The 22,836-nt window shown below is 60.6% G+C and carries 20 protein-coding genes and 1 pseudogene; 10 read left to right on the top strand and 11 right to left on the bottom strand.

Annotated features, from left to right (window positions below; all coding sequences use genetic code 11):
• Window positions 1–300: 300 nt before the first annotated feature.
• Genes hemL through ACIQVE_RS05625 form a run of 3 tightly spaced genes read right to left on the bottom strand, consistent with a single transcriptional unit; the run spans window position 301 to window position 3,041 of the window.
• The gene (hemL, locus tag ACIQVE_RS05635) at window positions 301–1,584 is read right to left on the bottom strand and encodes a glutamate-1-semialdehyde 2,1-aminomutase (protein ID WP_402805397.1); all 1,284 of its coding nucleotides are present in this window, start codon (window positions 1,582–1,584) and stop codon (window positions 301–303) included.
• Window positions 1,585–1,601: 17 nt separating this feature from the next.
• The gene (gene thiE / locus ACIQVE_RS05630) at window positions 1,602–2,225 is read right to left on the bottom strand and encodes a thiamine phosphate synthase (protein ID WP_402805395.1); all 624 of its coding nucleotides are present in this window, start codon (window positions 2,223–2,225) and stop codon (window positions 1,602–1,604) included.
• An 18-nt stretch (window positions 2,226–2,243) separates the two neighbouring features.
• Window positions 2,244–3,041 carry a hydroxymethylpyrimidine/phosphomethylpyrimidine kinase gene (locus tag ACIQVE_RS05625; protein WP_047303578.1) on the bottom strand — a complete coding sequence of 266 codons (798 nt, stop codon included), beginning with the start codon at window positions 3,039–3,041 and terminating at the stop codon, window positions 2,244–2,246.
• Between the two features lie 315 nt (window positions 3,042–3,356).
• On the opposite strand from ACIQVE_RS05625, the gene ACIQVE_RS05620 reads away from it, so the two are divergent.
• The 4 genes from ACIQVE_RS05620 (at window position 3,357) to ACIQVE_RS05605 (ending at window position 9,854) form a co-directional block, all read left to right on the top strand.
• On the top strand, window positions 3,357–5,711 hold the full coding sequence (locus ACIQVE_RS05620) for a 7TM diverse intracellular signaling domain-containing protein (RefSeq protein WP_402805393.1): 2,355 nt from the start codon (window positions 3,357–3,359) through the stop codon (window positions 5,709–5,711).
• Between the two features lie 94 nt (window positions 5,712–5,805).
• Window positions 5,806–7,455 carry an acyl-CoA dehydrogenase family protein gene (locus tag ACIQVE_RS05615; protein ID WP_402805390.1) on the top strand — a complete coding sequence of 550 codons (1,650 nt, stop codon included), beginning with the start codon at window positions 5,806–5,808 and terminating at the stop codon, window positions 7,453–7,455.
• 193 nt (window positions 7,456–7,648) lie between these two features.
• Window positions 7,649–9,148, top strand: a complete 1,500-nt coding sequence (amn, locus tag ACIQVE_RS05610) for an AMP nucleosidase (RefSeq protein ID WP_402805387.1) — start codon at window positions 7,649–7,651, stop codon at window positions 9,146–9,148.
• A 70-nt stretch (window positions 9,149–9,218) separates the two neighbouring features.
• Complete coding sequence (locus ACIQVE_RS05605; RefSeq protein WP_402805384.1) at window positions 9,219–9,854, top strand: pseudouridine synthase; 636 nt, start codon at window positions 9,219–9,221, stop codon at window positions 9,852–9,854.
• Here the strand turns inward: ACIQVE_RS05605 and ACIQVE_RS05600 are convergent.
• Entirely contained in the window at window positions 9,849–10,058 is a 210-nt protein-coding gene (locus ACIQVE_RS05600) for a DUF2788 domain-containing protein (RefSeq protein WP_007909655.1), read from the bottom strand. The genes ACIQVE_RS05605 and ACIQVE_RS05600 overlap by 6 nt on opposite strands.
• A gap of 217 nt (window positions 10,059–10,275) precedes the next feature.
• Window positions 10,276–10,755 carry an Lrp/AsnC family transcriptional regulator gene (locus ACIQVE_RS05595; protein ID WP_402805381.1) on the bottom strand — a complete coding sequence of 160 codons (480 nt, stop codon included), beginning with the start codon at window positions 10,753–10,755 and terminating at the stop codon, window positions 10,276–10,278.
• Between the two features lie 455 nt (window positions 10,756–11,210).
• Here ACIQVE_RS05595 and ACIQVE_RS05590 point away from each other — a divergent pair, with 455 nt between their 5' ends.
• Window positions 11,211–12,224 (top strand): DUF6515 family protein, encoded by a 1,014-nt coding sequence (locus ACIQVE_RS05590; protein ID WP_402805378.1) that lies wholly within the window; start codon window positions 11,211–11,213, stop codon window positions 12,222–12,224.
• On the opposite strand, the gene ACIQVE_RS05585 is transcribed toward ACIQVE_RS05590, so the two are convergent.
• Both ACIQVE_RS05585 and ACIQVE_RS05580 read right to left on the bottom strand, forming a co-directional pair.
• Window positions 12,218–13,114, bottom strand: coding sequence for a cation diffusion facilitator family transporter (locus ACIQVE_RS05585; RefSeq protein ID WP_402805375.1), 897 nt, complete (start codon window positions 13,112–13,114; stop codon window positions 12,218–12,220). The two genes, ACIQVE_RS05590 and ACIQVE_RS05585, sit on opposite strands and share 7 nt — an antisense overlap.
• A 15-nt stretch (window positions 13,115–13,129) precedes the next feature.
• Window positions 13,130–13,549 carry a polyribonucleotide nucleotidyltransferase gene (locus ACIQVE_RS05580; protein WP_402805372.1) on the bottom strand — a complete coding sequence of 140 codons (420 nt, stop codon included), beginning with the start codon at window positions 13,547–13,549 and terminating at the stop codon, window positions 13,130–13,132.
• Window positions 13,550–13,658: 109 nt separating this feature from the next.
• Here ACIQVE_RS05580 and hrpB point away from each other — a divergent pair, with 109 nt between their 5' ends.
• Window positions 13,659–16,178, top strand: coding sequence for an ATP-dependent helicase HrpB (hrpB, locus tag ACIQVE_RS05575; RefSeq protein WP_402805369.1), 2,520 nt, complete (start codon window positions 13,659–13,661; stop codon window positions 16,176–16,178).
• A gap of 174 nt (window positions 16,179–16,352) precedes the next feature.
• Here the strand turns inward: hrpB and ACIQVE_RS05570 are convergent, their stop codons facing one another.
• From ACIQVE_RS05570 to ACIQVE_RS05560, 3 genes are all read right to left on the bottom strand, one after another.
• The gene (locus tag ACIQVE_RS05570; protein WP_402805366.1) at window positions 16,353–17,273 is read right to left on the bottom strand and encodes a hypothetical protein; all 921 of its coding nucleotides are present in this window, start codon (window positions 17,271–17,273) and stop codon (window positions 16,353–16,355) included.
• A gap of 66 nt (window positions 17,274–17,339) precedes the next feature.
• Entirely contained in the window at window positions 17,340–18,419 is a 1,080-nt protein-coding gene (locus tag ACIQVE_RS05565; protein ID WP_402805364.1) for an endonuclease/exonuclease/phosphatase family protein, read from the bottom strand.
• Window positions 18,420–18,494: 75 nt separating this feature from the next.
• On the bottom strand, window positions 18,495–19,169 hold the full coding sequence (locus tag ACIQVE_RS05560; protein WP_402805361.1) for a YciC family protein: 675 nt from the start codon (window positions 19,167–19,169) through the stop codon (window positions 18,495–18,497).
• A 178-nt stretch (window positions 19,170–19,347) separates the two neighbouring features.
• Between ACIQVE_RS05560 and ACIQVE_RS05555 the strand changes: the two genes are divergently transcribed.
• From ACIQVE_RS05555 to ACIQVE_RS05545, 3 genes are all read left to right on the top strand, one after another.
• Window positions 19,348–20,091 (top strand): DUF2076 domain-containing protein, encoded by a 744-nt coding sequence (locus ACIQVE_RS05555; protein ID WP_402805627.1) that lies wholly within the window; start codon window positions 19,348–19,350, stop codon window positions 20,089–20,091.
• A gap of 262 nt (window positions 20,092–20,353) precedes the next feature.
• Window positions 20,354–20,833 carry an NYN domain-containing protein gene (locus ACIQVE_RS05550; RefSeq protein ID WP_007949802.1) on the top strand — a complete coding sequence of 160 codons (480 nt, stop codon included), beginning with the start codon at window positions 20,354–20,356 and terminating at the stop codon, window positions 20,831–20,833.
• 41 nt (window positions 20,834–20,874) lie between these two features.
• Window positions 20,875–21,480 (top strand): PolC-type DNA polymerase III, encoded by a 606-nt coding sequence (locus ACIQVE_RS05545; protein WP_402805358.1) that lies wholly within the window; start codon window positions 20,875–20,877, stop codon window positions 21,478–21,480.
• 135 nt (window positions 21,481–21,615) lie between these two features.
• Here ACIQVE_RS05545 and ACIQVE_RS05540 read toward each other — a convergent pair.
• A pseudogene (locus ACIQVE_RS05540) lies at window positions 21,616–21,723 on the bottom strand (Lrp/AsnC family transcriptional regulator); the annotation flags it as partial.
• Window positions 21,724–21,843: 120 nt separating this feature from the next.
• On the opposite strand from ACIQVE_RS05540, the gene yedA reads away from it, so the two are divergent.
• Window positions 21,844–22,782, top strand: coding sequence for a drug/metabolite exporter YedA (yedA, locus tag ACIQVE_RS05535; protein WP_402805355.1), 939 nt, complete (start codon window positions 21,844–21,846; stop codon window positions 22,780–22,782).
• Window positions 22,783–22,836: the final 54 nt, after the last annotated feature.

The following is a 22,836-nucleotide window of genomic DNA, read 5'->3' as shown; positions in this document are numbered from 1 at the left end:
CATCATAAGCAATACCAAAAACTGAATCAAGTATCAACATGAAACCAAATGCAATGGTGAATCAGGTGCTGTTCATGGGAATCGACTTACCTCTGAAGGGCACGCGGACCCATCGAGGGATCCAATAAGCGCGCATTATGAAATAAGCAGGGCCAACCTTACAAAGTCTTTACTCGTTTTTCTGCTGCGCGGGGAATATATCGCCCACTTTAGGGGGAAATTTAGCGGAGGCGTCGGAAAAACAGCGCGGGTGTAGGTGAAAGCTGACGCTGGCAATGGCCAACGTCAGCGGTGCGGCGATTATTTCAGTTTAGCGAAGGCGCGCTCGGCAGCGTCCAGGGTCAACTTCAACTCGGCTTCACCGTGGGCGATCGAGGTGAAACCGGCTTCGAACGCGCTAGGTGCCAGGTAAACGCCACCTTCCAGCATCAGGTGGAAGAAGCGACCGAACAGTGCAGCGTCGCTGGCCATCACGTCTTCAAAGGTGACGATGTCGTCGGCGCCGCTGAAGTACAGGCCGAACATGCCACCAGCCTGGGTGGTCACGAACGGAATACCCGCCGCATCGGCGCGTTGTTGCAGGCCGTCGAGCAGACGCGTGGTGTAATCGGTCAGTTCGTCGTGGAAGCCCGGACGGCTGATCAGGCGCAGGGTCGTCAAACCAGCGGCCATGGCCAGCGGGTTACCCGACAGCGTGCCGGCCTGATAAACCGGGCCCAGCGGCGCGATACGTTCCATGATTTCACGCTTGCCACCGAAACAGCCGACCGGCATGCCGCCACCGATGATCTTGCCGAAGGTGGTCAGGTCCGGCTTCACGCCGTAGTAAGCCTGCGCGCCACCGAGGGCCACGCGGAAACCGGTCATCACTTCGTCGAAAATCAGCACCACGCCATGTTTGTCGCACAGCGAGCGCAGACCTTCGAGGAAACCCGGCGCTGGCGGCACACAGTTCATGTTGCCGGCGACAGGCTCAACGATGATGCAGGCGACTTCCTCACCGACTTCGCCGAGCATTTTTTCCACGGCGTCGATGTCGTTGAACGGCAGGGTCAGGGTGTGTTTGGCGAACGCCGCCGGTACACCCGCCGAGCTTGGAACGCCTTGGGTCAGTGCGCCGGAACCGGCCTTGACCAGCAGGCTGTCGGAGTGGCCGTGGTAGCAGCCTTCGAATTTGATGATGCTGTCGCGGCCAGTGAAACCACGGGCCAGGCGGATCGCGCTCATGGTCGCTTCGGTGCCGGAGCTGACCATGCGCACCATGTCCATCGATGGCACCAGCGAGCAGACCAGATCGGCCATCTCGGTTTCCATCGCGGTCGGCGCGCCGTAGGACAAGCCGTGTTGCAATTGATTGCGCACCGCGTCCAGAACGTCCGGATGGCTGTGGCCGAGGATCATCGGGCCCCACGAACCCACGTAATCGACATAACGCTTGTCGTCTTCGTCAGTGACGTAGGCGCCTTCGGCATGTTTGAAGAACAGCGGCGTGCCACCCACGCTTTTGAACGCGCGAACCGGCGAGTTCACGCCACCGGGAATGTGTTTCTGGGCATTGGCAAACAGGGTTTCGGAACGAGACATGATCGGGCTCTCAAAAATCAGGATTTGAACAATTCATTGAATGCGCGGGCGCGGCGGGTCACTTCGGCGGTACTTTCAGCACCAAACAAACCGTGGACCACAGCGAGCAAGTCGACACCGTGGGCCACCAGCGGCGCAGCGTTGTCGAGGGTAATGCCGCCAATCGCGCAGATCGGCAAATGCAGCGCACGTTTGGCCTCGTCGAGCAGATCAAGGCTGCAGGTCGGCGCGCCGGGCTTGGTGTTGGAGTTGAAGAAACGGCCGAAAGCGACATAACTCGCGCCTTCTTTGGCGGCCTGTTGGGCCAGTTCGAGTTGCGCGTGGCAGGTCGAACCGATGATCGCTTTCGAGCCGAGCAGGGCGCGGGTCGGCGACAGCGGGCCGTCGGTCTGGCCCAGATGCACGCCGACGTTCAGGCGCGCGGCCAGTTCGGCGTCATCGTTGATGATCAGATGTGTCTTGTAGCGCTCGCACAGATCTCGCAGCGCCTCGGCCTCGCGCAGTCGGCGGGCCTCGTCGTTGCTCTTGTCGCGGTATTGCAGCAGGGTGACGCCGCCTTCCAGCGCCGCCTCCACATACGACAGGAACTTGCCGGCCAGCAACTGGCTGTCGGTAATGGCGTACAGGCCACGTAGTTTCATCAGGCAGACCTCACGACGTTACGAGCAGAAATCCAGCGGCAGGCGACGCGGGACGAACTGGCCTTTGCCCAGTTGTTCGGCATCGCGCAGTGTGCGCCAGGTGTAATCCAGTGCGCTGCGTACCGCGCTGGCGAGGTTTTCACCTTGTGCCAGACGACCGGCCAAGGCGCTGGCCAAGGTGCAACCAGAACCGTGATAACTGCCCGGCAGGCGCTGGCAGTAAAAGGTTTCACGCAGGCCGTCGCGGCTGTACAGGCGATTGTGGATTTCAGTTTCGTCGCCGTGACCGCCGGTAATCAGCAGGTTTTTGACAAACGGCAGCAGTTTTTCAGCGCACTCGTCCGCGGTGCCTTCGGGCAGTTCGGCGAGGATGCGCGCTTCGGGAAGGTTGGGGGTGGCAATGATCGACAAGGGCAGCAGACGCTCGCGCATCGCATAGCCGACTTCGTCCTTGCCCAAGCGTCCACCGCCGCCGGCGCGCAGTACCGGGTCGCAGACCACCGGCAAGTGCGGGTGTGCCGAAAGTAGTTCGACAACAGTGTCGACCATTTCCAACGAACCGAGCATGCCCAGTTTGACCGCAGCGACTTCGGAGTCGTTGAGCACAGCATTGGCCTGGGCCAACACCCACTCACGGTCTAGAACGCGGAAGTCAGTGACGTTGACGGTGTCTTGCACGGTCAGGGCGGTGACGGCCGGAGCCGCATGGCAACCCTGCGCGAGCAGGGCCTCGATATCTGCCTGCAAGCCGGCGCCACCACTGGGGTCGTGGCCGGAGAGACAGAGGACAACGGGGCGGGAGCTGTAGATATTCATGGTGCGCGAGCTTACCACCAAAGCTGATTTTCGGGTGTGGCTGGCGCAGCAAGATCAAAAGATCGCCTGATCGCGGCCCGAGCCTTCGGACGATCTTTTGATCTTCCTGACCAACTCAACAGCTCTAGTCCGCACCTATGCTCTGAAACGCCCGTTCTAGAGCCTTTGTAGGAAAAATTCCTATGGTGCTCAATAGCCATCAACGGCTATGCTAGTCTGGATCCAAACCAATAACAGGTAATACCGGTTTTACGTCTACTCAAAAGGAATGGGGGGGCTTCCTGACACAACCGGACGAGCCACGCTGGGGCTTCAATGCGCTATTTGCTGATGTTGCTGTTCTGCTTGCCCCTCATGGCGAGCGCCGTCGAATTCGACGAATTCACCCAGAGCCTCCCTCTGGGCCGGTCACTGCAAGTGTTCGAAGACCCGAGCGGTCAGGCGAGCATTGCCGATGTCCGCGCGCAGGCTGCTGCCGGCAATTTCAAAGCCCACGACAAAGCCACGCTCAATGCCGGGTACTCGCGCTCGGCGTTCTGGCTGAAGATCGACCTGCATTACCGCCCGAGCAATCCGGCCGCCCAGCGCACCTGGCTGCTGGAGTTGGCGTATCCGCCGCTCGACCATCTCGATCTGTATCTGCCCGATGCCAAAGGCGACTTTCGCCTGATCCGGCAAACCGGCGATGCCTGGCCGTTCGCCAGTCGCGAGATCCGCCAGAACAACTATCTATTCGACCTGACGTTCGCACCGGATCAACAACAAACCGTGTACCTGCGACTGGCCAGCGAAGGCTCGATCCAGGCGCCGGTGACGTTGTGGTCGAGCACCGCCTACCTTGAAGATCAGCCCGTGCGCCTGTATGTACTGGGCATCATTTATGGCGTGCTGTTGGGGATGGTGGTTTACAACCTGTTCATCTACCTGAGCGTGCGTGACACCAGTTACCTCTATTACATTTTCTATATTGCTTCGTTCGGTCTCTATCAACTGTCGGTGAATGGCGCGGCGGTCGAGTATTTCTGGCCAAACAACCCGTGGTGGGCCAACGCCGCCACCCCGTTTTTCATCGGTTGCGCGGGGCTGTTCGGCAGCCAGTTCGCCCGCAGCTTCTTGCAGACCAAAACTCACAGCCGCTGGCTCGACCGCTTGTTGATCGCGTTGATCGGATTCGGCGCGCTGGTGATCGGTCTGTCGCTGATGGCCAGTTATGCCTTGGCGCTGCGCCTGGCGACCACGTTGGCACTGACCTTCACAGTGGTGATTTTCGCCGCCGGAATTCTAGCCTGGTGCCGGGGCTTGCGCGTGGCGCGCTACTTCATCATCGCGTGGTCGGCGTTCCTGCTCGGTGGCGTGATCAACACGCTGATGGTGCTGGGCTTGCTGCCGAACGTGTTCCTGACCATGTACGCCAGCCAGATCGGCTCGGCCATCGAGGTGGCGCTGCTCTCGCTGGCATTGGCCGACCGGATCAATGCGATGCGCGAGCAACAGGCGCAGACGCTGTTCGATGCCGGGCAGAAACTCGAAGTGCTCAACCAGCAACTGGCCCACAGCAACAAACTCAAGGATGAATTTCTTGCGACCCTGACCCACGAACTGCGCACGCCGATGAACGGTGTGATCGGCTCGCTGGAACTGATGCAGACCATCGACCTGGATCCGGAGCTTGAGCAATACCAGCAAACCGCTGCCGGTTCCGCCCGGGACATGATGCGCATGGTCAACGGTATCCTTACCCTTACCGAATTGCAGGCCGGCAAGCTCAAGGCGACACCGGGCAGCTTCAGCCTGCGCGGCGTGGTCGAGGCGCTACGCGTGCAGTTCGAAGGCAACGCGGCTAGCAAGTCGCTGGACTTCAAAGTCGACGTGCTGCCGACCCTTTCGGATCGCCTGCATGGCGACAGTGCGAAACTGGCGCAGTGCCTGGAATGCTTGCTGGATAACGCGATCAAGTTCACCCGCGTGGGTGGTCTGGCGCTACGCGTTACCGGCAAACCGACGACGGACAATCGTCTGGCGCTATCGTTTGCGGTGATCGACACCGGCATCGGCTTCACCGATCTGGGTGAGGCGACGATGTATCAGCGCTTCTTCCAGCTCGACGGGTCGATGACCCGTGAGTACGGCGGCTTGGGCGTCGGTCTGGCGATTTGCCGACAGTTGGTGGAATTGCTCGGCGGCAAGCTTACCCATCGTTCCGAACCCGGTCGTGGCAGCCGATTCCAGCTGGACGTCGAGTTCGCACTGCCGGTGGTTGAACCTGCACCAACTCCAGCGCTTGCCCGCGATTGCATACGCACGCCGCAGGACTGCACGGTGTTGTTGGTCGATAACAACAGCGTCAACCAACTGGTGATGCGCGGCATGTTGCTCAAGCTCGGTTTCCGCGTGCGCACGGCCGACAACGGTGCGGCAGCGCTCGATTCCCTGCGGCGCGAAAGCTTCGACGCGGTGCTGATCGATTGCCAGTTGCCTGCTCATGACGGCGCGTCGTTGTGCTGCCAGATTCAGGCCTTGCCGGGTTGCGCCCATCTGCCGGTGTTCATGCTCGCGCTGAGTGCCGATCGCGAGATTTGCCCCCCTGGCGCGCTGATCGATTACCTGAACAAACCGGTGAAATTCGAAGATTTGCAGGCAGCGCTGGAGCGGCGGGTGCTCTGCTGTTGATAGGGTAAAAGCGCCGCAAAAACGGCGGATATGACACTTTGTTCGGCGTGGGGGCGGTGCTTAACTGACCTTCTCGCTGAAGAAGGAACCCGTCATGAACCTGCATCAGTTCGCCGAAACCCACGAAGTCACCAACCAGCCACCGTCGCTGGACGGCAGCAACCTGTACCGCATCGACCTGCCGTTGCAGGAGTGGTCGCGCAGGTTTGGCGCCGGTTGGGCCGAATCGCGGATCGACGCCTACGGTGCTCTTGCTGGCGGGCCGCTGATGGAAGCCGGGTTCCTCGCCAACCAGAACAAACCGGTATTCGCCAGCCATGACCGCTACGGTCATCGCATCGACCTGGTGGAATTCCATCCGGCTTATCACGAACTGATGCGCACAGCGATCGAGCATGGTCTGACCTCGCTGCCGTGGGCGCATCCGCAGGACGGCACCCACGTTGCCCGAGCTTCCATGAGTTACCTGCACAGCCAGGCGGAGGCCGGCAGCGGTTGCCCGTTGACCATGACCTTCGCCAGCGTTCCGGCCTTGCGTTTGCAGCCGAACCTGGCCGAGCAGTGGCTACCGAAAATCCTCGCCACCGAATACGACCCGCGTAACGTCGGCATGGCGCACAAGGCCGGGGTCACCCTCGGCATGGCCATGACCGAGAAACAGGGCGGCACCGACGTGCGCGCCAACACCACCAAAGCCTATCCGGTCGGCGCCAGCGGCCCGGGCGAGGCCTATGAACTGGTCGGCCACAAGTGGTTCTGTTCGGCGCCGATGTGCGATGCGTTCCTCACGCTGGCGCAGACCGACAAAGGCCTGACCTGTTTTCTGCTGCCGCGCCATCGTCCCGATGACACGCGCAATCAGTTCTACATCCAGCGCCTGAAAAACAAACTCGGCAACCAGTCCAATGCCTCCAGCGAAGTGGAATTTCGCGGGGCGCTGGCGTGGATGGTCGGCGAAGAGGGGCGCGGCGTGCCGACCATCATCGAAATGGTCGCCATGACGCGCTTCGATTGCATGGTCGGTTCCAGCGCGCTGATGCGTCAGGCGCTGACCCAGGCCAGCCATCACTGCGCGCACCGCAAGGTCGGCGGCAAACTGCTGAGCGAACAGCCGTTGATGCAGAACGTGCTGGCCGATCTGGCGCTTGAAAGCGAGGCCGCACTGGCCCTGAGCCTGCGCATGGGTAAGGCGCTGGATCATCTGGATGATCGCCACGAAGCACAATTCGCCCGGTTGGTGACGGCGGTGGGCAAATACTGGATCTGCAAACGCGCGCCGGCCATGATCAACGAAGCCGCCGAATGCATGGGTGGTGCGGGCTATGTCGAAGACAGCATCCTGCCGCGGTTGTATCGCGAGGCGCCGGTCAACTCGACGTGGGAAGGTTCGGGCAACGTGCAGTGTCTCGACGTGTTGCGTGCCTTGTCGAAAGAGCCAGGCGTGCTGGATGTGTTGTTCAGTGAGCTCGGTGATGGCCATGGCGATAAACGACTGGCCGCGCATATTCAGCAGTTGCAGGCGCAGTTCAAGGATACGAGCGACATTCAATACCGGGCGCGGCAATTGACCGAGGATATTGCGCTGGGGCTTCAGGCCAAGCTGTTGCTGGAGGCGGGGAATTCGGCGGTCAGTGATGCGTTTATTGCCAGCCGCCTGAGTGGGGGTGGGCGAGTCTACGGCGCGCTGCCGCGTGGGCTGGACGTCGAAGCCATCGTCACCCGCTCGACCCCGCAAGGATTCTGATCCCCAATCCCCCAAACACCACAAAACCCTGTGGGAGCTGGCTTGCCAGCGATGAGGCCAGCACATCCAACATGAATATTGACTGACACGCCGCCATCGCTGGCAAGCCAGCTCCCACAGGGATCCGCTTTGTCTGAAAGATTTCGGTACACCCATTACGCCACTGTTCCCGTCACGCCACGATGCAGGCAAGATGAAGCTCTGCAAGTCAGAACACAGGAAGCTGATCGTGACCGAAGCGTTTATTGTCGTTCAAACCGCCGAACAAGCCGTGGATCGTCTGGCCGAGCTGCATGAGCGGGCCACCTCTGCGCTGAACTCGGCGCTCAAGCGGTACCTCAAGGATCGCGTCGAGCCCGACGCCGAGCAGCGTGCTCAGTTTCGCTATCCCGAACTGCGTCTGACCTATCAATGCCAGGGCGAAGTCCCGCAGACCACCCGCGCTTACGCCAAGGTGCAACTGCCGGGCACCTACAGCGTCACCGTCACCCACCCGGCGGCCTTTCGCAAATACCTGCTCGAGCAACTTGTGCCGCTGATGCACGACTTCACCGTGACCGTGGAAGTCGGCGTCAGTCAGCAAAACATTCCGTATCCATACGTGGTCGAACAGGGCGACGAACTGGCCGGCTCCGGCGTGACGGCAGCGGTGCTGGCGCGCGTGTTCCCGAGTACCGATTTGTCTGCCGCCACCGATGGCATCGCCGACGGCCTATACGATTGGGAAAACACCGATCCACTGCCATTGGCGCTGTTTGATGCGGCGCGTGTGGATTTCTCACTGCGCCGTCTGGTGCACTACACCGGTAGCGACTGGCGCCATGTGCAGCCGTGGATCCTGCTGACCAACTATCACCGTTATGTCGACCAGTTCATCGTTCATGGTCTGGAGCAATTGCGCAGCGATCCGCGTTTCGTGCGCATGGTGCTGCCGGGCAACGTCATCATCGAAAAGAGCATGGATCACGGCGAAGCCTCGGCAATTGCTGCCGGTGTGGTCTGGCACCGCTACCAGATGCCGGCCTATCACCTGATCGCCAGCGATGGCCACGGCGTGACCTTGGTCAATATCGGCGTCGGCCCGTCCAATGCCAAGAACATTACCGACCATTTGGCCGTGCTGCGTCCGCATTGCTGGCTGATGATTGGTCACTGCGGCGGCCTGCGGCAGTCGCAGACCATCGGCGACTACGTGCTGGCCCACGCCTACATGCGTCGCGACGGTATTCTCGACCGCGTGGTGCCGCCGAACATCCCGATCCCGGCACTGGCCGAAGTGCAAATGGCGCTGCAACAAGCGGCGGCCAATGTCACTGGCGAGAAGGGCGACGATCTGAAAAAACGCCTGCGCACCGGCACCGTTCTGACTTACGACGACCGCAACTGGGAACTGCGCTGGGCTCAGGAGCGACCGTTGATCAACCTGTCCCGCGCCGTGGCGGTGGACATGGAAAGCGGAACGATTGCCGCGCAGGGCTATCGCCTGCGGGTGCCGTACGGCACGTTGCTGTGTGTATCGGACAAACCGCTGCACAGCGAAATCAAGCTGCCAGGCTCGGCCAACGCCTTCTACGAGCGTGCGGTCAGCCAGCACTTGAAGATCGGCATCGAAGCGGTGGATCTGCTGCGCACCGAACTCAATTCGTTGCACTCGCGCAAACTGCGCAGCTTCGACGAACCGCCGTTCCGCTGATTTGTTGATGGTCATTTAACGGTCGAGCTACTAGCATTGGCAGCCCTGACCGTTAGATGTTGCTTTGCCCATGCCCAGTCCCCCGCGTCCACCTTCCCGCCGCCCCGGCGTGAAGCCTCCGTCTTCTGCTCCTCGCCGTGTCGCCAAGGCGCCGCCGGCCGAGCCGAAGCTGATCCTGTTCAACAAACCGTTCGATGTGCTGACGCAATTCAGCGACGGTGAAGGGCGGGCGACGCTCAAGGATTACATTGATGTGCCCGGCATTTATCCTGCCGGTCGGCTGGATCGTGACAGCGAAGGTTTGCTGCTGCTGACCAACGACGGCCAGTTGCAGGCGCGGATCGCCGACCCGAAACACAAACTGGCGAAAACCTACTGGGTGCAAGTCGAAGGTGAGCCGACGGACGAGCAATTGCAGCGTCTGCGCGATGGCGTCGAGTTGAATGACGGCATGACCTTACCCGCCGAGGCGCGGGAATTGGAGGAGCCTGAGCTTTGGCCGCGCAACCCGCCCGTGCGCTTTCGTAAAAGCGTGCCGACCAGTTGGCTGGAATTGGTGATTCGCGAGGGGCGCAACCGTCAGGTACGGCGCATGACCGCAGCTGTCGGGCTGCCGACGCTACGGTTGGTAAGGGTCAGGATTGGCGACTGGACGATCGACGGTCTCGATCAGGGCCAGTGGACGGAAGTGCCGGCGCGCTTATAAAGCACCGGATTCGATCAGGCCGATCACCACGCTCTTGATGATAAACGCGGCCACGCCCAGGCCCAGTACGAAGAACAGAATGAACGAGCCGAAACGCCCGGCCTTGGACTTCTTCGCCAGATCCCAGACGATGAAACCCATGAAAATGATCAGGATGCTGACCAGACCGGTCATCATCCACTCTTCGAGTAGTGCAGGATCCATCGGACATCTCCGGCGCGGGGCGGGGCTAAAGGGCGGCGGAGATTATACGCCAAGGGCAATTGATGAAGCATTGACCTGCGTCGGTGTACCGCAGTCCTGTGGCGAGGGGATTTATCCCCGTTGGGTTGCGAAGCGACCCCAAAATATCTGGCTCGCGGCAGAGCTTTGCCAGTGCTGCGCACTGGAACGGGGATAAATCCCCTCGCCACAAAAGCAATCAGTTGCGCAGGTGGGTGAGCGGCAGTTCAGTGCTGTTCAACACTTGATTCAGCACAAAGCTTGAGCGAACGCTTGTTACGCCATCGATGCGGGTGAGGTGACCCAGCAACAGCTTCTGATAGTGATCCATGTCCGGCACCACCACTTTCAACTGGTAATCAGCATCCACGCCCGTCACCAGGCTGCACTCCAGCACCTGCGGCAACGTGCGAATCGCCGCTTCGAAATTCTCGAAACGCTCTGGTGTGTGCCGATCCATGCCGATCAGCACGTAAGCCGTCAGGCTCAGGCCGAGCATCTTGCGATCCAGTAGCGCCACCTGACGCGAGATATAGCCGTCGTCTTCCAGCTGCTTGACCCGGCGCGAGCAAGGGGAGGGCGACAGACCGATGCGCTCGGCCAGTTCCTGGTTGGAGATGCGGGCGTCGCGTTGCAATTCCGCCAAAATGCTCAGGTCGTAACGGTCGAGTTTGCTCATCAATCTGTCCTTGGTTGTAACTATTGCGGCGGATTATCTATCCAGGGTGAAAAATTGCGCAAGTGGTGTTTGTTTGAGCAATCTTAGCAATCATCTGTCGCGGGCTCAGGCCTATTCTTATCACCAGAATCACTGCTCGGTAACACAGTCCACGCGGCCCGCCTATCAGGCCTGCCGCGGCCGCCACCCCCCACCGGGGCTGGGCCGGCCCCCGAGCTACACACTGTCCAGAAGACGGCGTGAGGTGAGCCGACGTCAAAAGCGTCGAGCCAGGACGAAGTTCTCTAAAGGGAGGCCGACGGGTCTCCCTTTTTTCTTGCGCGCGATTTGCTGCTGCGCCGCTCAATAAATAAGTCGCGTGACTGATAACCTTTAGCAGAACCCGGTGTGTATTTCCCCGGTCTTAGCTACAGGCCACTCTTATTTACGGGCAGTAAGCCGCAGTGAGGAATTTCATGAAGTCGCGTATCTGGCAGCTGGCCGGTGTTGGTTTGCTGTGTATGAGTGTCGGTGCGCAGGCGTTGGCCGACGAGCCGCAAAATCATGGCCCCGAGGACGGCGGTCGCGGGCCGGAGCATCAGGGTAATAATCAGGGCCATGGCGGCGACAATCAGCAGCGCGGGCAGAACAATCCGCAGCAGCAGAATCAGCCGCGTGCGCAGAGCAACGAGATCATTCGTGGCGACAACAGCCGCCAGTTCGAGCATAACGGTCAGCAGAACAACGGCCAGAACCAGAATCGTCCGGACCACAATCCCAATCTGCCGATCCAGCCGCGCCCCGACACCGTGCGCCAGACCCAGGAGCCGCGTCAGGGTTACTACCGCGACGAGCGTCCGCAAAACGGCTACAACAACCAGCATTGGCAGACCGGCAATCGACCCAATGACAATCGACCCAACGACAATCGCTGGCCGGGACGTCCGGACGGTCACGGCAATGGTTGGGGGCCCGGTCCGCAATATCGGCCGGGGCATGTGATTGATCGCTTCCCCGATCGTGACTATCGCGTGCCGTATCGCGGTCAGGACTACTTCTATTCCGGCGGCTACTGGTATCGCCCGCAAGGCCCGCGCTACATCGTCGTGCAACCGCCGCGCGGGATTCGCACGCAGTATTTGCCGGATTACGCCCGTGAAGTGTGGATCGGTGGGTCGCTGCTGTTCCTCGCTGCCGGTTCGTACTATGCGTATCAGCAAGACACGCAGGATTACATCGTGGTCGCGCCGCCCGTGCAGCAACAGCCGCAACCGCAATCACAGGGTTATGACGTCGAGGCCTATCCGGCCAATGGTCAGTCGCCGCAGCAGGTGCAGCAGGACGGATACCAGTGTTATCAGTACGCGGTGCAGCAAAGCGGTTTTGATCCGCGCACTGCGACCTACCAACCGGCACCCGAGGTGGTTCAGGCGTATCGTCAGGCCCAGGGCAATTGCCTGAGCAGTCGCGGTTATCAGGTCAGTTACTGAGCCCTGGCGGCCAGCACCACTTCCTGCGGGTCGGCGTGCACCAGCACTTCGGCGCGCGGGTAGGCTTTGTGAATGGCATCGGCGGCTTGATCGCTGATGCCGTGCGCGACAGACAGCGTCAATTCCCCCGGCAATTCCAGATGCAACTGCACAAACCAGTGGTTGCCCGAGATCCGCGTGCGCAGGTCATGCGCGCCCAACACCCCCGGCACACTGCACGCCAGTTCGAGCATGTGCTGGCTGACGTCCGTCGGCAGTTCCTCGTCCATCAACACTGAGAAACTTTCCCGGGCGATCTGCACCGCGCTCCACAAGATGTAGACAGCAATCCCCAGACCGAACCACGCATCCAGTTGATCAAAACCAAACCCGGCCAGCACCAGCGCAATCAGGATGCTGCCATTGAGCAGCATGTCCGAGCGGTAATGCAGCGAATCGGCGCGCACGGCGTTGGAGCCGGTCGCCTTGACCACCCGATGCTGCAACACCAGCAACGCCAATGTCAGCAGCAGCGAGAAAATGATCACGCCGATGCTCAGCCATGGCGCGCCGAGCGGCTGCGGATCATTCAACCGCGCATAAGCCTGAAACGCGATCAACACCGCACTGCCACCAATGAACAGCGCCTGCGCCATGCCCGCCAGCGATTCCGCTTTGCCATGGCCATAGCGGTGATCGTCGTCCGCCGGGCGTAACGCGTAGTGCACCGCCAGCAGATTGAGCAACGACGTGATGCCATCCAGCGCCGAGTCAGTGAGGCCGGCGAGCATGCTCACTGACCCGCTCAGCCACCAGGCGATGGCTTTGGCGACGATCAGCGTACAGGCCACCGCCACTGAGGCGCGGGTGGCCAGCCGCAGCAGGCGGGCGTGTTCGGGGCTGGAGGTCATGGGCTGGGTGATTCCTTATGCGGCAGGTTGCAGGCCGAACATCGCCAGTTGCTGAGTGCTGCCCTTGTGCTGGATCAGGCGCGGATCATCCAGAGGGAAGTTGCGCCCCAGTTCAGTTTCGAGAATAGCCTGCAACTTGTGGTTATCGACCTGACCGTCCGGGCCGACGGCTTGCTTGAGCGTGGCTGGATCGATCTGCGCGGTGTGGCCCGGCTCGAAATAAATCGCGCCAGTGGCGAAGTCGACGGCAAACGCGATCAGGCCGGGGATGACGTAGAACAGCAAGCCAACGGCATCGAGCACGGCAATCGCCGGGTCGATCTTGCCGTCGATCTGGCCGCGCCGATCTGGATAGAAAATCGAGCCGCACGCGGTGATTTGAGTGAGCAGGGTGGCGACCAGTACACCGCCGATCAGGCGAAAAGGTAAGCGCATGGGAAATCTCCTGAGTCATCTAATAACGAAGCGTCGTCGTGTGAAGTTAAGACCCTGACGAACGCCCAGCAGTTCGCCGTTATACTCGCCGCTCTGTTTGGGAGCCAGCATGATTTCTTTGCCGATCGATGAAGTTTTACCCGCCCTGCGTGAAGCGTTGGCGACACGCGATGAAGCCGTGCTCGAAGCACCGCCCGGCGCCGGTAAAACCACCCGCGTGCCTCTGGCTCTGCTCAATGAAGCCTGGCTCAATGGGCAAACCATCCTCATGCTTGAGCCGCGTCGCTTGGCTGCGCGTGCCGCTGCGGAGCGACTGGCCAGTGAGTTGGGCGAGAAAGTCGGGGAAACCGTCGGTTATCGCATTCGTCTCGACAGCAAGGTCGGCCCCAATACCCGCATCGAAGTGGTCACCGAAGGTATTCTCACCCGGCGTTTGCAGGACGACCCGGCGCTGGAAGGCGTGGGTCTGCTGATCTTCGATGAATTCCACGAGCGCAGCCTTGACGCTGATCTGGCGCTGGCCCTGAGTCTGAACGGTCGCGAACTGTTTCGCGCTGAACAGCCGCTGAAGATTTTGCTGATGTCCGCAACGCTCGAAGGCGAACGCCTGGCCGGGTTGCTCGATGACGCGCCGATCCTGCGCAGCGAAGGCCGCATGTATCCGGTGACAATGCGCTGGGGCCGACCGTTTCAGCCCGGCGAATACATTGATCAACGCGTGACGCAGACGGTACTCGAAGCCCTCAATGACGAAACCGGCAGCGTGCTGGTGTTTCTGCCGGGGCAGGCGGAAATCCGTCGAGTCCATCAACAACTGAGCGACGCCATCGGTGCGCGCAGCGACGTGTTGCTCTGTCCGCTGCACGGTGAGCTTGATCTGAACGCGCAACGTGCCGCCATCGATCCGGCTCCGCCCGGCCAGCGCAAAGTGGTGCTGGCGACCAACATTGCCGAAACCAGCCTGACCATCAACGGTGTGCGCGTGGTGATCGATGCCGGGCTGGCGCGGGTGCCGCGTTTCGATCCGGGCAGCGGCATGACCCGCCTCGACACTCAACGCATTTCCAAGGCCAGCGCCACCCAACGCGCGGGTCGGGCAGGGCGTCTGGAACCGGGTGTTTGCTATCGATTGTGGTCGCAGGATCAGCACGAACAACTGGCCGCTTATGGCAGTGCGGAAATTCTCTCGGCAGATCTGGCAAGTCTGGCGCTGCAACTCGGGCGCTGGGGTGTGACACCGGGCGAACTGGTCTGGCTCGACGTGCCCCCGGCAGCGGCATATGCACAGGCGCAGGATTTGTTGCAGCGTCTGGGTGCGCTGGACGGCGAGGCGCTGACTTCCCACGGTCAGGCCATGGCCGAACTGCCGGCGCATCCGCGTATCGGCCATTTATTGCTGCGCGGTCAGGCGTTGGGATTGGCGACGATGGCTTGCGATGTCGCCGCGTTGTTGGGCGAGCGCGATATCTTGCGCGGCGCCGGTGCCGATCTGCACAGCCGATTGGTGCTGCTCTCGGGCGAAGAACGCGCAGCCCGTGGAGCGCAGGGTGGCGTACAACGTGCGCGGCAACTGGCGCGGCAATATCGCAGCTACTTACGGGGCAAGGCGAGCGAGCCGGTCAGCGACCCGGATCATCCGCGCTGGCTCGGCGCTTTGCTGGCGCTGGCCTATCCGGATCGTGTCGCGCAACAGCGCCGCGTCGGGGGCGCTGAATATCGCTTGGCCAACGGCCGCGCCGCCCTGTTCGCCGAAGCCGACAGCCTGATGAAGGAGCCATGGATCGTCATCGCCGACCTCGGTAGCCGTCAGGGCCAGCGCGAAGAACGGATTTATCTGGCGGCGGATTTTGATCCGGCGCTGTTCGATTCGGTGCTGGCCGAGCAGGTGCAGTGCGTCGATCAACTGGACTGGGACGAGCGCGAAGGCGTATTGCGCGCCGAGCGTCAGCACAAGGTCGGTGAGCTGATTCTCAGCCGCGAACCGTTGACCGGTCTCGATGAAAACGCACGCAGTCAGGCACTGGTCAATCTGGTGCGGCGCAAGGGGCTGGAATTGCTGCCGTGGACCCCGGAACTGCGCCAGTGGCAGGCGCGTGTTGCCCTGTTGCGGCAGTTGGATCTGCAAACGCAAGACGAAAGCCAATGGCCGGATGTCAGCGATGCGGCTCTGATGACAACCCTCGAACACTGGCTGATGCCGTACCTGGGCAAAGTCTCGCGGCTCAGTCACTTCGCTAATCTGGATCTGTCGAGCATCGTCCGCAATCTGCTGCCATGGCCGCTGCCGCAACGGCTGGATGAGCTGGCGCCGCATCATTTGAGCGTGCCGTCGGGCTCGTCGATTCGTCTGGACTACAGCGAGTTTCCGCCGATTCTGGCGGTGCGTTTGCAGGAGTTGTTTGGCTTGGCCGAAACCCCGCGAATCGCTGGCGGCAGGCAAGTGGTCAAGCTGCATCTGCTGTCACCCGCGCGGCGACCCGTGCAGGTGACGCAGGATCTGGCCAACTTTTGGCGCAGCACTTATGCCGAGGTGAAGAAGGATTTGAAGGGACGCTATCCGAAGCATTACTGGCCGGATGATCCTCTGGTGGCCGAGGCCACTGCCCGGGCTAAACCCCGAGGGACCTGAGGGCCAAATGTACTTGAGTCATCCACAAAGAACGGATCGACATCAAACACTGTGGGAGCGAGCTTGCTCGCGAAAGCGATCTATCATCCAGCAAATGCTTTGGCTGATATGACGCCTTCGCGAGCAAGCTCGCTCCCACACTTTTTGTGGTTCGACCCGTTTTTTCGGTGCAATTCACTGTTGCGAGAAAACGGCCTTCACCCAACCCTGCAGCGTGTATTTTTCATAGATAGGTGCAGGGATGTCCACGTACGGAGTCGTGATGAAATGCTCCGCAATTACCGGGCTGTTTTCGTCGATGACCAGAATGTTTGCCGGATTGTAGAAGTCATAATCGACAACACTTTTGTTGGTCGTGATGACTTTTTTGCGCGAGGCCATGGCTTCAAAAAAACGGAAGCTCAAACCGGTCTGACCCGGCTTGGAAATGTCCAGAATGATCCGCGAGCGTTTTACCAACTCGCTCACGGATTCCAGCGACATTCGCTGTTCTAAGAACGTGATGCCCGGATGAGCCCCCGGGATCGGTTTGCACTGCACCAGAAACTTGTAATCGGTGACGCCGAGTCGATCAAACTCCCGCGCCAGGCCTTCAAGCGCCGGCACCCGGTCTTTGCCGGCCATCACCACAAACGCCGAGTAATCGCCGGGCGCACCGTCGGCAACATAATCGTCGTAAATGAAATTGTGCAGTTTTTTCAGACCGTGGCTCTTGGCATTCTCCGGGTCGAATGAAAACACCTCGTCATAAATGGCCAGCTCTTCGCGACTCATCGGCCAGCGGCTGAAGCTGTCGTACAGATAGGCGATCTTGCGGTCTGAGGCACTGAATCCCGCCGCCAACTGCTTCGGGTCGATTTGCGCCGGGTTGATGATGAGGGCAACGTCGAATCGACCGCCTGCAGCAATGGCGCGTTTGACCTGGCGTAACTGGGCCCAACGCTTGAGTGCGCGACGGATGATCTTGGGGGCTCGATCGAACGTGGCGGACATCGCTGACGTATCAATGAAGCACACGTCGTTATCCTTCCTCAGATGGTCAGCCAATTTACGGGCGTAACCGCCGATGTCCTTGCACATCAACAAGATTTTCATGCGTCTTCCATGTTGTAAATTCGAGGGCCGAAGGCGTGTTATCGGGCCGTTGGATCATTGCCGTCGCTATGGGGTGGCGGGGAGCAGGAAGCGGGCGATGACTGGCAAGTGATCGGAGATGCGCAACGTATCGTCCTGGCGCACCCTCGCTTCAACCCGTTTGATCTTCGGGCTGTAGAACAGATAGTCGACCGTGCGATCCGGGCCGTTGAGGCCGGGATCGTTGGGGTAGTGCGTCAGCCACCGGGCGCGATTGATGCCGCTGGCTTCGTTGTTGTTCGGGATCATCGGGTATTTGTCCCACAGCAGATGTAACTCGCTGTCGGCGGCGTAGGGTGTGCGCTGCTCTGCGGGCAAACGGCGATACTGGCCGAGGGGCAGCAGGTTGAAGTCACCGCCGATCAGCCACAGCAAACCTTGGCTTTCATGCTTGTCGAGTACCTTGGCCACGGCCGTCACTTGCGCCTGCAAAGTGTCGTCCGGTTGGCTGGCGCGTTCCAGATGCGTATTGAATACGGTCAGTTGCCCGCCATCGCTGAGCGGCAGTTTGGCCGCGAGCAGGGCGTCTTTTGGCTGAAACTGGCGGCTGATGAAATTGCTCGAGGCCACCGGTAATTGCAGGCGTTCGGCGTATTCGATGCGGTAGCGGCTCAGTGTCGCCAGTTGCCGACCGACACTGCCGAAGATGTGGGGTTCGGGGACGAAATCGGCTTTCCAGTCAAAGGCGCTGACGCTGCACGGATACAGATCGGCGACCCGTTCCTGCAATAGCTTGAGTTGATCCTGATAGTCGCTGGCCTTGGCGCCGTCATCCAGTTCCTGCAACAGCACCACATCGGGCTGCTCGTCGCGGATCACCCGCGCTACTTCATCGAGACTGAAGGCCATGTCTTCCGGGGTCGGGGCTTCATCGTTGCCCTGGGCCAGATCATTCCAGAATACGTAACGCTTGCCGGCCAGGTACTGCACGTTCCAGGTCATGACTTTCAGCGCTTGCCCGGGCACCAGCGCAGGCGGGGTGCCGGTGCAACTGATCGGCAGGGTTTTCCGGGTGTCGGGGCGCCAGGTCAGGGTGAACAGCAGCACGCCGATCAGCACGAGGGCGAGCACAACAAGCAACAGGGTGTAGCGCAGCAGACGGGTCATGGCTCGGCTTATAGCGTTACAGAAAGTGGCCCCGAGCATACCCGAGTGCGCGCCCGTCGCCCAAGGCCAAAGCGGTCAGACCGCTCCGCTACGTTTGTCAGGCAATTCGCTAATCAGCATGAACAGGCGAAACAGCACCACGCTGGTGAACAGTTGCAGGAAGCTGTGGGCACTGTCGATCAGCACGGCGATCACCGGGTTTTGCGGCTCGGGATAAATCGCCAGGGTCGCCCCTTTGAGCAACCACAGCGGTGTCATCACGCAGAGAATGCACAGCAGGATTCGCCAGAAATGCCCACGGGTCAGGCGCAGGCTTTCTTTCATGGCGTGCAATGGATTGAGGCCACGCAGCACCAGCAGGTATTCGCCGAACGCCAGCATTACCATGAGGATCAGGCCCGGCAGAAAATACAGCGAAATGCCCAGCAGGATCAGCAAGGTATTCAGCGCCGTCAGCAAGGCGAAGCGCGGCCACAGGGTGGCAGCCATCGCCAGCAGGTCGCGGTTGCGCGGCGACTCGCCACGGCTGCGGGCATCGAGAAACAGAATCAGTGCGGCGGTATACAACGGATAAATCACCAGGCCGACGATGATGCTGCTCGCCGCAAAGCTTTCCGGCCCGGTGGCGCGATCGACCACCTGTTGCAAAAAGGCTTCGACGATCACCAGCGGCAGGCACAGCTGCACGATGCTGACCAAATGGCGTTTGAAAAAAAACAGAGAGTCGCGCAGCACTTCGAAGGCATTCATCAGTCGGTATCGCAGGTCGAAAACAGTGGCTCACTTTAACCGATGATGTGCGGCGCGGCACAAACGTAAACATTCGGTAAAGGTCGTTGAAACATCTTGTCACCGTCGCCATTACAGGTGAGCACCCCGTCCAGTGTGGGCGAGGGCAATGTTATCCCCGGCAATCTACGAGGTCGCCATGAACAGCGAAGAGCAAACCCTGATCGATGGACTGTTTTCCCGGCTGCAACAGGCCGAAACGGAGGCAGCCCCGCGCGACGCCCAGGCCGAGACGCGGATCAAGGAACACCTGACACGCCAACCGGCGGCAGGTTATTTCATGACCCAGGCGATTCTGGTGCAAGAGGCTGCGCTCAAGAGCCTTGACGAACAGAACAAGCTACTGACCCGGCAAGTCGAGCAGTTGCAGGCCGAACTGCAATCGACCAAAGCCCAGAGTACTGCGCCCGCCCCGAGCGCTGGCGGTGGTTTTCTGTCGAGCATCTTTGGCGGCGGCAGTTCGCGCCCCGCATCGACCCCAAGCGCCCCGACATCCACTGGCGGCTGGCGTGAACCGGCATCGCAGCAGAACTTCAATGCGCCCGCACCGCAACAGAGCTTCGGTGCACAGCCGCCAAACTACGCACAACAAGCGGCTCCGGCGGCTGGCAACAGCTTCCTCGGTGGTGCCCTGAAAACCGCGGCCGGCGTGGCCGGTGGCGTGATGCTGGCGCAAGGCATCAGCAGTCTGTTCCATCACAATCAGCAGCCGGAAGAAATAGTCGAGGTGATCAAGGAAGAGCCTGCGCAGGTTGCCGACCAGAGCAGCAACGGTTGGAGCGATGATCAGCCCATGGCCGGTAACGACCAGGGTGGCGTTACCGATGCCGGCTACAGCGATGACAACTCATCGTTCTTCGATGACGACGATTCCTTTGTCTAAACTACAAGTCTGAAATTTGCGCTAACTCTGTGGCGAGGGGATTTATCCCCGTTGGGCTGCGAAGCAACCCCGTTTTTTAGGGGGGCGCTGCGCGCCCCAACGGGGATAAATCCCCTCGCCACAGGTCACCACTCGTCAGTGCTACCTTGGCGCTTGCCGGTGATTATTCGCGTCACCTTCCTCTTGGCTGGCATACTGAGCGCCATTTTCGGGCCTGGCGCCCGATCCCGCTTCGTGCGCTTGTGCGCTCACAGGAACTCCGGTGAAAAAAATCGCAGTGTTCGCCGACGTGCAGAACCTCTACTACACCGTGCGTCAGGCCTATGGTTGCCACTTCAACTACGCGGCGCTGTGGGCAGACATCAGCAAGGACGGGCAGATCGTCGAGGCCTACGCCTACGCGATCGACCGTGGCGACAGCAAGCAACAGCAGTTTCAGCAGATCCTGCGCAACCTCGGCTTCACCGTGAAGCTCAAGCCGTACATCCAGCGCAGCGACGGCTCGGCCAAGGGCGACTGGGACGTGGGCATCACCCTCGACATCATGGACGCCGCCGACCACGTCGACGAAATTGTCCTGGCGTCCGGTGACGGCGATTTCGACATGCTGCTGGAACGCATCATCAGCAAGCACGGGGTGCAAGCGGTCGCCTATGGCGTGCCTGGCTTGACCGCCAACTCGCTGATCCGCGCCGCCAGCCGTTACGTGCCGATCGAAGGCGCACTGCTGCTGAAGAATTGAGCGGCTACTGAAGAATTGATTTGGACGGAGTACAACAAGGTTTGGAACGCATTGCAGTCATCGACTTTGAAACCACTGGCCTCTCGCCAAACAGCAGCTGCCGCGCCACGGAAATCGCCGTGGTCATGCTGGAAAACGGCCGCATCGTCGAGCGTTACCAGAGCCTGATGAACGCAGGTGTACGCGTCCCGGCCTTCATCGAACAACTGACCGGCATCAGCAACGCCATGCTGCGCACCGCGCCGCCGGCCGAGCAGGTGATGAACGAGGTCAACGAGTTTGTCGGCTGCACGCCGCTGGTCGCACACAACGCATCGTTCGACCAGAAGTTCTGGGACTTTGAGTTGGGGCGGATCAAGCGCACTCGCTTGCAGAATTTTGCCTGTTCGCTACTGTTGGCTCGCCGCTTGATGCCGGCGGCGCCGAACCACAAGCTTGGCACCCTGACCTCGTTCGCGCGCCTGCCGCACACCGGTCAGGCTCACCGGGCGATGGCGGATGCGGAGATGGCGGCTAACTTGATGGCGCATCTGGCGGATGAGTTGCGCGGCAAGCATGGCGTACGCGAGTTGTCCCACGACTTGCTGTGCAAACTGCAGAAAGTCCCCGCCGCGAAGGTTGGCGAGCATTTGCAACGCTATCGCTGATCCCCAATCCCCAATCCAGCACAGAACCCCTGTGGGAGCGAGCTTGCTCGCGAATGCGGTGTGTCATTCAACTTCAATGTGACTGATCCACCGCTTTCGCGAGCAAGCTCGCTCCCACAGGGACTTTCATAGTCGTCAGGATTTGCCATTACTTTCGATGTAACCCAACGGCACGCGCTTCTCGATGGCACTCGACAACACAATCGACGTCTTGCTGACCCCGAACTTCGCCACTGTCGATATCGTGGTCGATCCCCGTGCTATCAAAAGTGTACCGGCGTCATAAACAGGTTTTGTAACTTATTTTTGCCCGCAAGCCTTCTTAGAATAATCCATCCCCTGACGCTGACTTTCGAGCTGCCCATGTCTGCCCTGCGCCGTTTTTCCTTGCCGCTGATCGCGGCGTTTTTTGCGTTGTATGTGATTTGGGGGTCGACCTATCTGGTGATCCGTATTGGCGTCGAATACTGGCCGCCGCTGATGCTCGCCGGCGTACGCTTCGTGATTGCCGGCAGCCTGATGTATGCGTTCCTGCGCTGGCGCGGGGCCCCTGCGCCGACGTGGGCGCAGTGGAAAGCGGCGGGGATGATCGGGATTTTGTTGCTGAGTTGCGGCAACGGCGCGGTGACGTTGGCCGAGCACAGCGGGGTGGCTTCGGGTGTCGCGGCGCTGGCGGTGGCGACGGTGCCGCTGTTTACCTTGCTCTGCGGCTACTTCTGGGGCGCGCGCAATACTCGCCTCGAATGGGCCGGCGTGGTTCTGGGGATTATCGGCATCGCGATGCTTAACATGGGGTCGAATCTGCAATCGAGTCCGCTGGGTGCGGCGTTGCTGATTTTTGCTGCGGCAGCCTGGGCTTTCGGTTCGGTGTGGAGCAGACACCTGCCGTTGCCTCAGGGCGCGATGGCCAGCGCGGCGGAAATGCTCGTCGGCGGCGTTGTGCTGTTGATTGGCAGCACGCTGAGCGGCGAACACCTGCAAGCCATGCCGCCGCTGGAAGGCTGGCTGGCGCTGGCGTATCTGATCTTCTTCGGCTCGATCATCGCGTTCAACGCTTATATGTATCTGTTGAAAAACGTCCGGCCAGCAGCGGCTACCAGTTATGCCTACGTCAACCCGGCGGTGGCGGTGTTGCTGGGGATCGTGTTTGTTGGCGAGACTATTGGTATCGAAGAGGCGCTGGCGATGCTGGTGATCATCAGCGCGGTGGTGCTGATCAGCTTGCCGCAATGGCGCCGGGCGCCGCCCAAGCCTGTGGAGACTGAGCCGACAGCCATTGCAACGGAACAGCGTGCGAATTAGGGTAAACTGCGCGGCATTGCACATTCGTTTTGCACAATCGCGCTGAATTTTCCT

The sequence above is a fragment of the Pseudomonas sp. NPDC098747 genome (assembly GCF_044760045.1).
Taxonomy (GTDB): Bacteria; Pseudomonadota; Gammaproteobacteria; order Pseudomonadales; family Pseudomonadaceae; genus Aquipseudomonas.
The sequence above is the reverse complement of the archived record's forward strand: the minus strand, read 5'-3'. Positions and strand labels throughout refer to the sequence as shown.

Bases quoted from the DNA above. Each gene is read 5' to 3' on its own strand.
- ACIQVE_RS05565 (WP_402805364.1), bottom strand. From the start codon at position 18,419: ATGACCCGTCTGCTGCGCTACACCCTGTTGCTTGTTGTGCTCGCCCTC.
- ACIQVE_RS05555 (WP_402805627.1), top strand. From the start codon at position 19,348: ATGAACAGCGAAGAGCAAACCCTGATCGATGGACTGTTTTCCCGGCTG.
- ACIQVE_RS05570 (WP_402805366.1), bottom strand. From the start codon at position 17,273: ATGAAAATCTTGTTGATGTGCAAGGACATCGGCGGTTACGCCCGTAAA.
- thiE (WP_402805395.1), bottom strand. From the start codon at position 2,225: ATGAAACTACGTGGCCTGTACGCCATTACCGACAGCCAGTTGCTGGCC.
- yedA (WP_402805355.1), top strand. From the start codon at position 21,844: ATGTCTGCCCTGCGCCGTTTTTCCTTGCCGCTGATCGCGGCGTTTTTT.
- ACIQVE_RS05615 (WP_402805390.1), top strand. From the start codon at position 5,806: ATGAACCTGCATCAGTTCGCCGAAACCCACGAAGTCACCAACCAGCCA.
- ACIQVE_RS05625 (WP_047303578.1), bottom strand. From the start codon at position 3,041: ATGAATATCTACAGCTCCCGCCCCGTTGTCCTCTGTCTCTCCGGCCAC.
- ACIQVE_RS05590 (WP_402805378.1), top strand. From the start codon at position 11,211: ATGAAGTCGCGTATCTGGCAGCTGGCCGGTGTTGGTTTGCTGTGTATG.
- hemL (WP_402805397.1), bottom strand. From the start codon at position 1,584: ATGTCTCGTTCCGAAACCCTGTTTGCCAATGCCCAGAAACACATTCCC.
- ACIQVE_RS05580 (WP_402805372.1), bottom strand. From the start codon at position 13,549: ATGCGCTTACCTTTTCGCCTGATCGGCGGTGTACTGGTCGCCACCCTG.
- ACIQVE_RS05560 (WP_402805361.1), bottom strand. From the start codon at position 19,169: ATGAATGCCTTCGAAGTGCTGCGCGACTCTCTGTTTTTTTTCAAACGC.
- ACIQVE_RS05605 (WP_402805384.1), top strand. From the start codon at position 9,219: ATGCCCAGTCCCCCGCGTCCACCTTCCCGCCGCCCCGGCGTGAAGCCT.
- hrpB (WP_402805369.1), top strand. From the start codon at position 13,659: ATGATTTCTTTGCCGATCGATGAAGTTTTACCCGCCCTGCGTGAAGCG.
- ACIQVE_RS05600 (WP_007909655.1), bottom strand. From the start codon at position 10,058: ATGGATCCTGCACTACTCGAAGAGTGGATGATGACCGGTCTGGTCAGC.
- ACIQVE_RS05595 (WP_402805381.1), bottom strand. From the start codon at position 10,755: ATGAGCAAACTCGACCGTTACGACCTGAGCATTTTGGCGGAATTGCAA.
- amn (WP_402805387.1), top strand. From the start codon at position 7,649: ATGAAGCTCTGCAAGTCAGAACACAGGAAGCTGATCGTGACCGAAGCG.
- ACIQVE_RS05620 (WP_402805393.1), top strand. From the start codon at position 3,357: ATGCGCTATTTGCTGATGTTGCTGTTCTGCTTGCCCCTCATGGCGAGC.
- ACIQVE_RS05585 (WP_402805375.1), bottom strand. From the start codon at position 13,114: ATGACCTCCAGCCCCGAACACGCCCGCCTGCTGCGGCTGGCCACCCGC.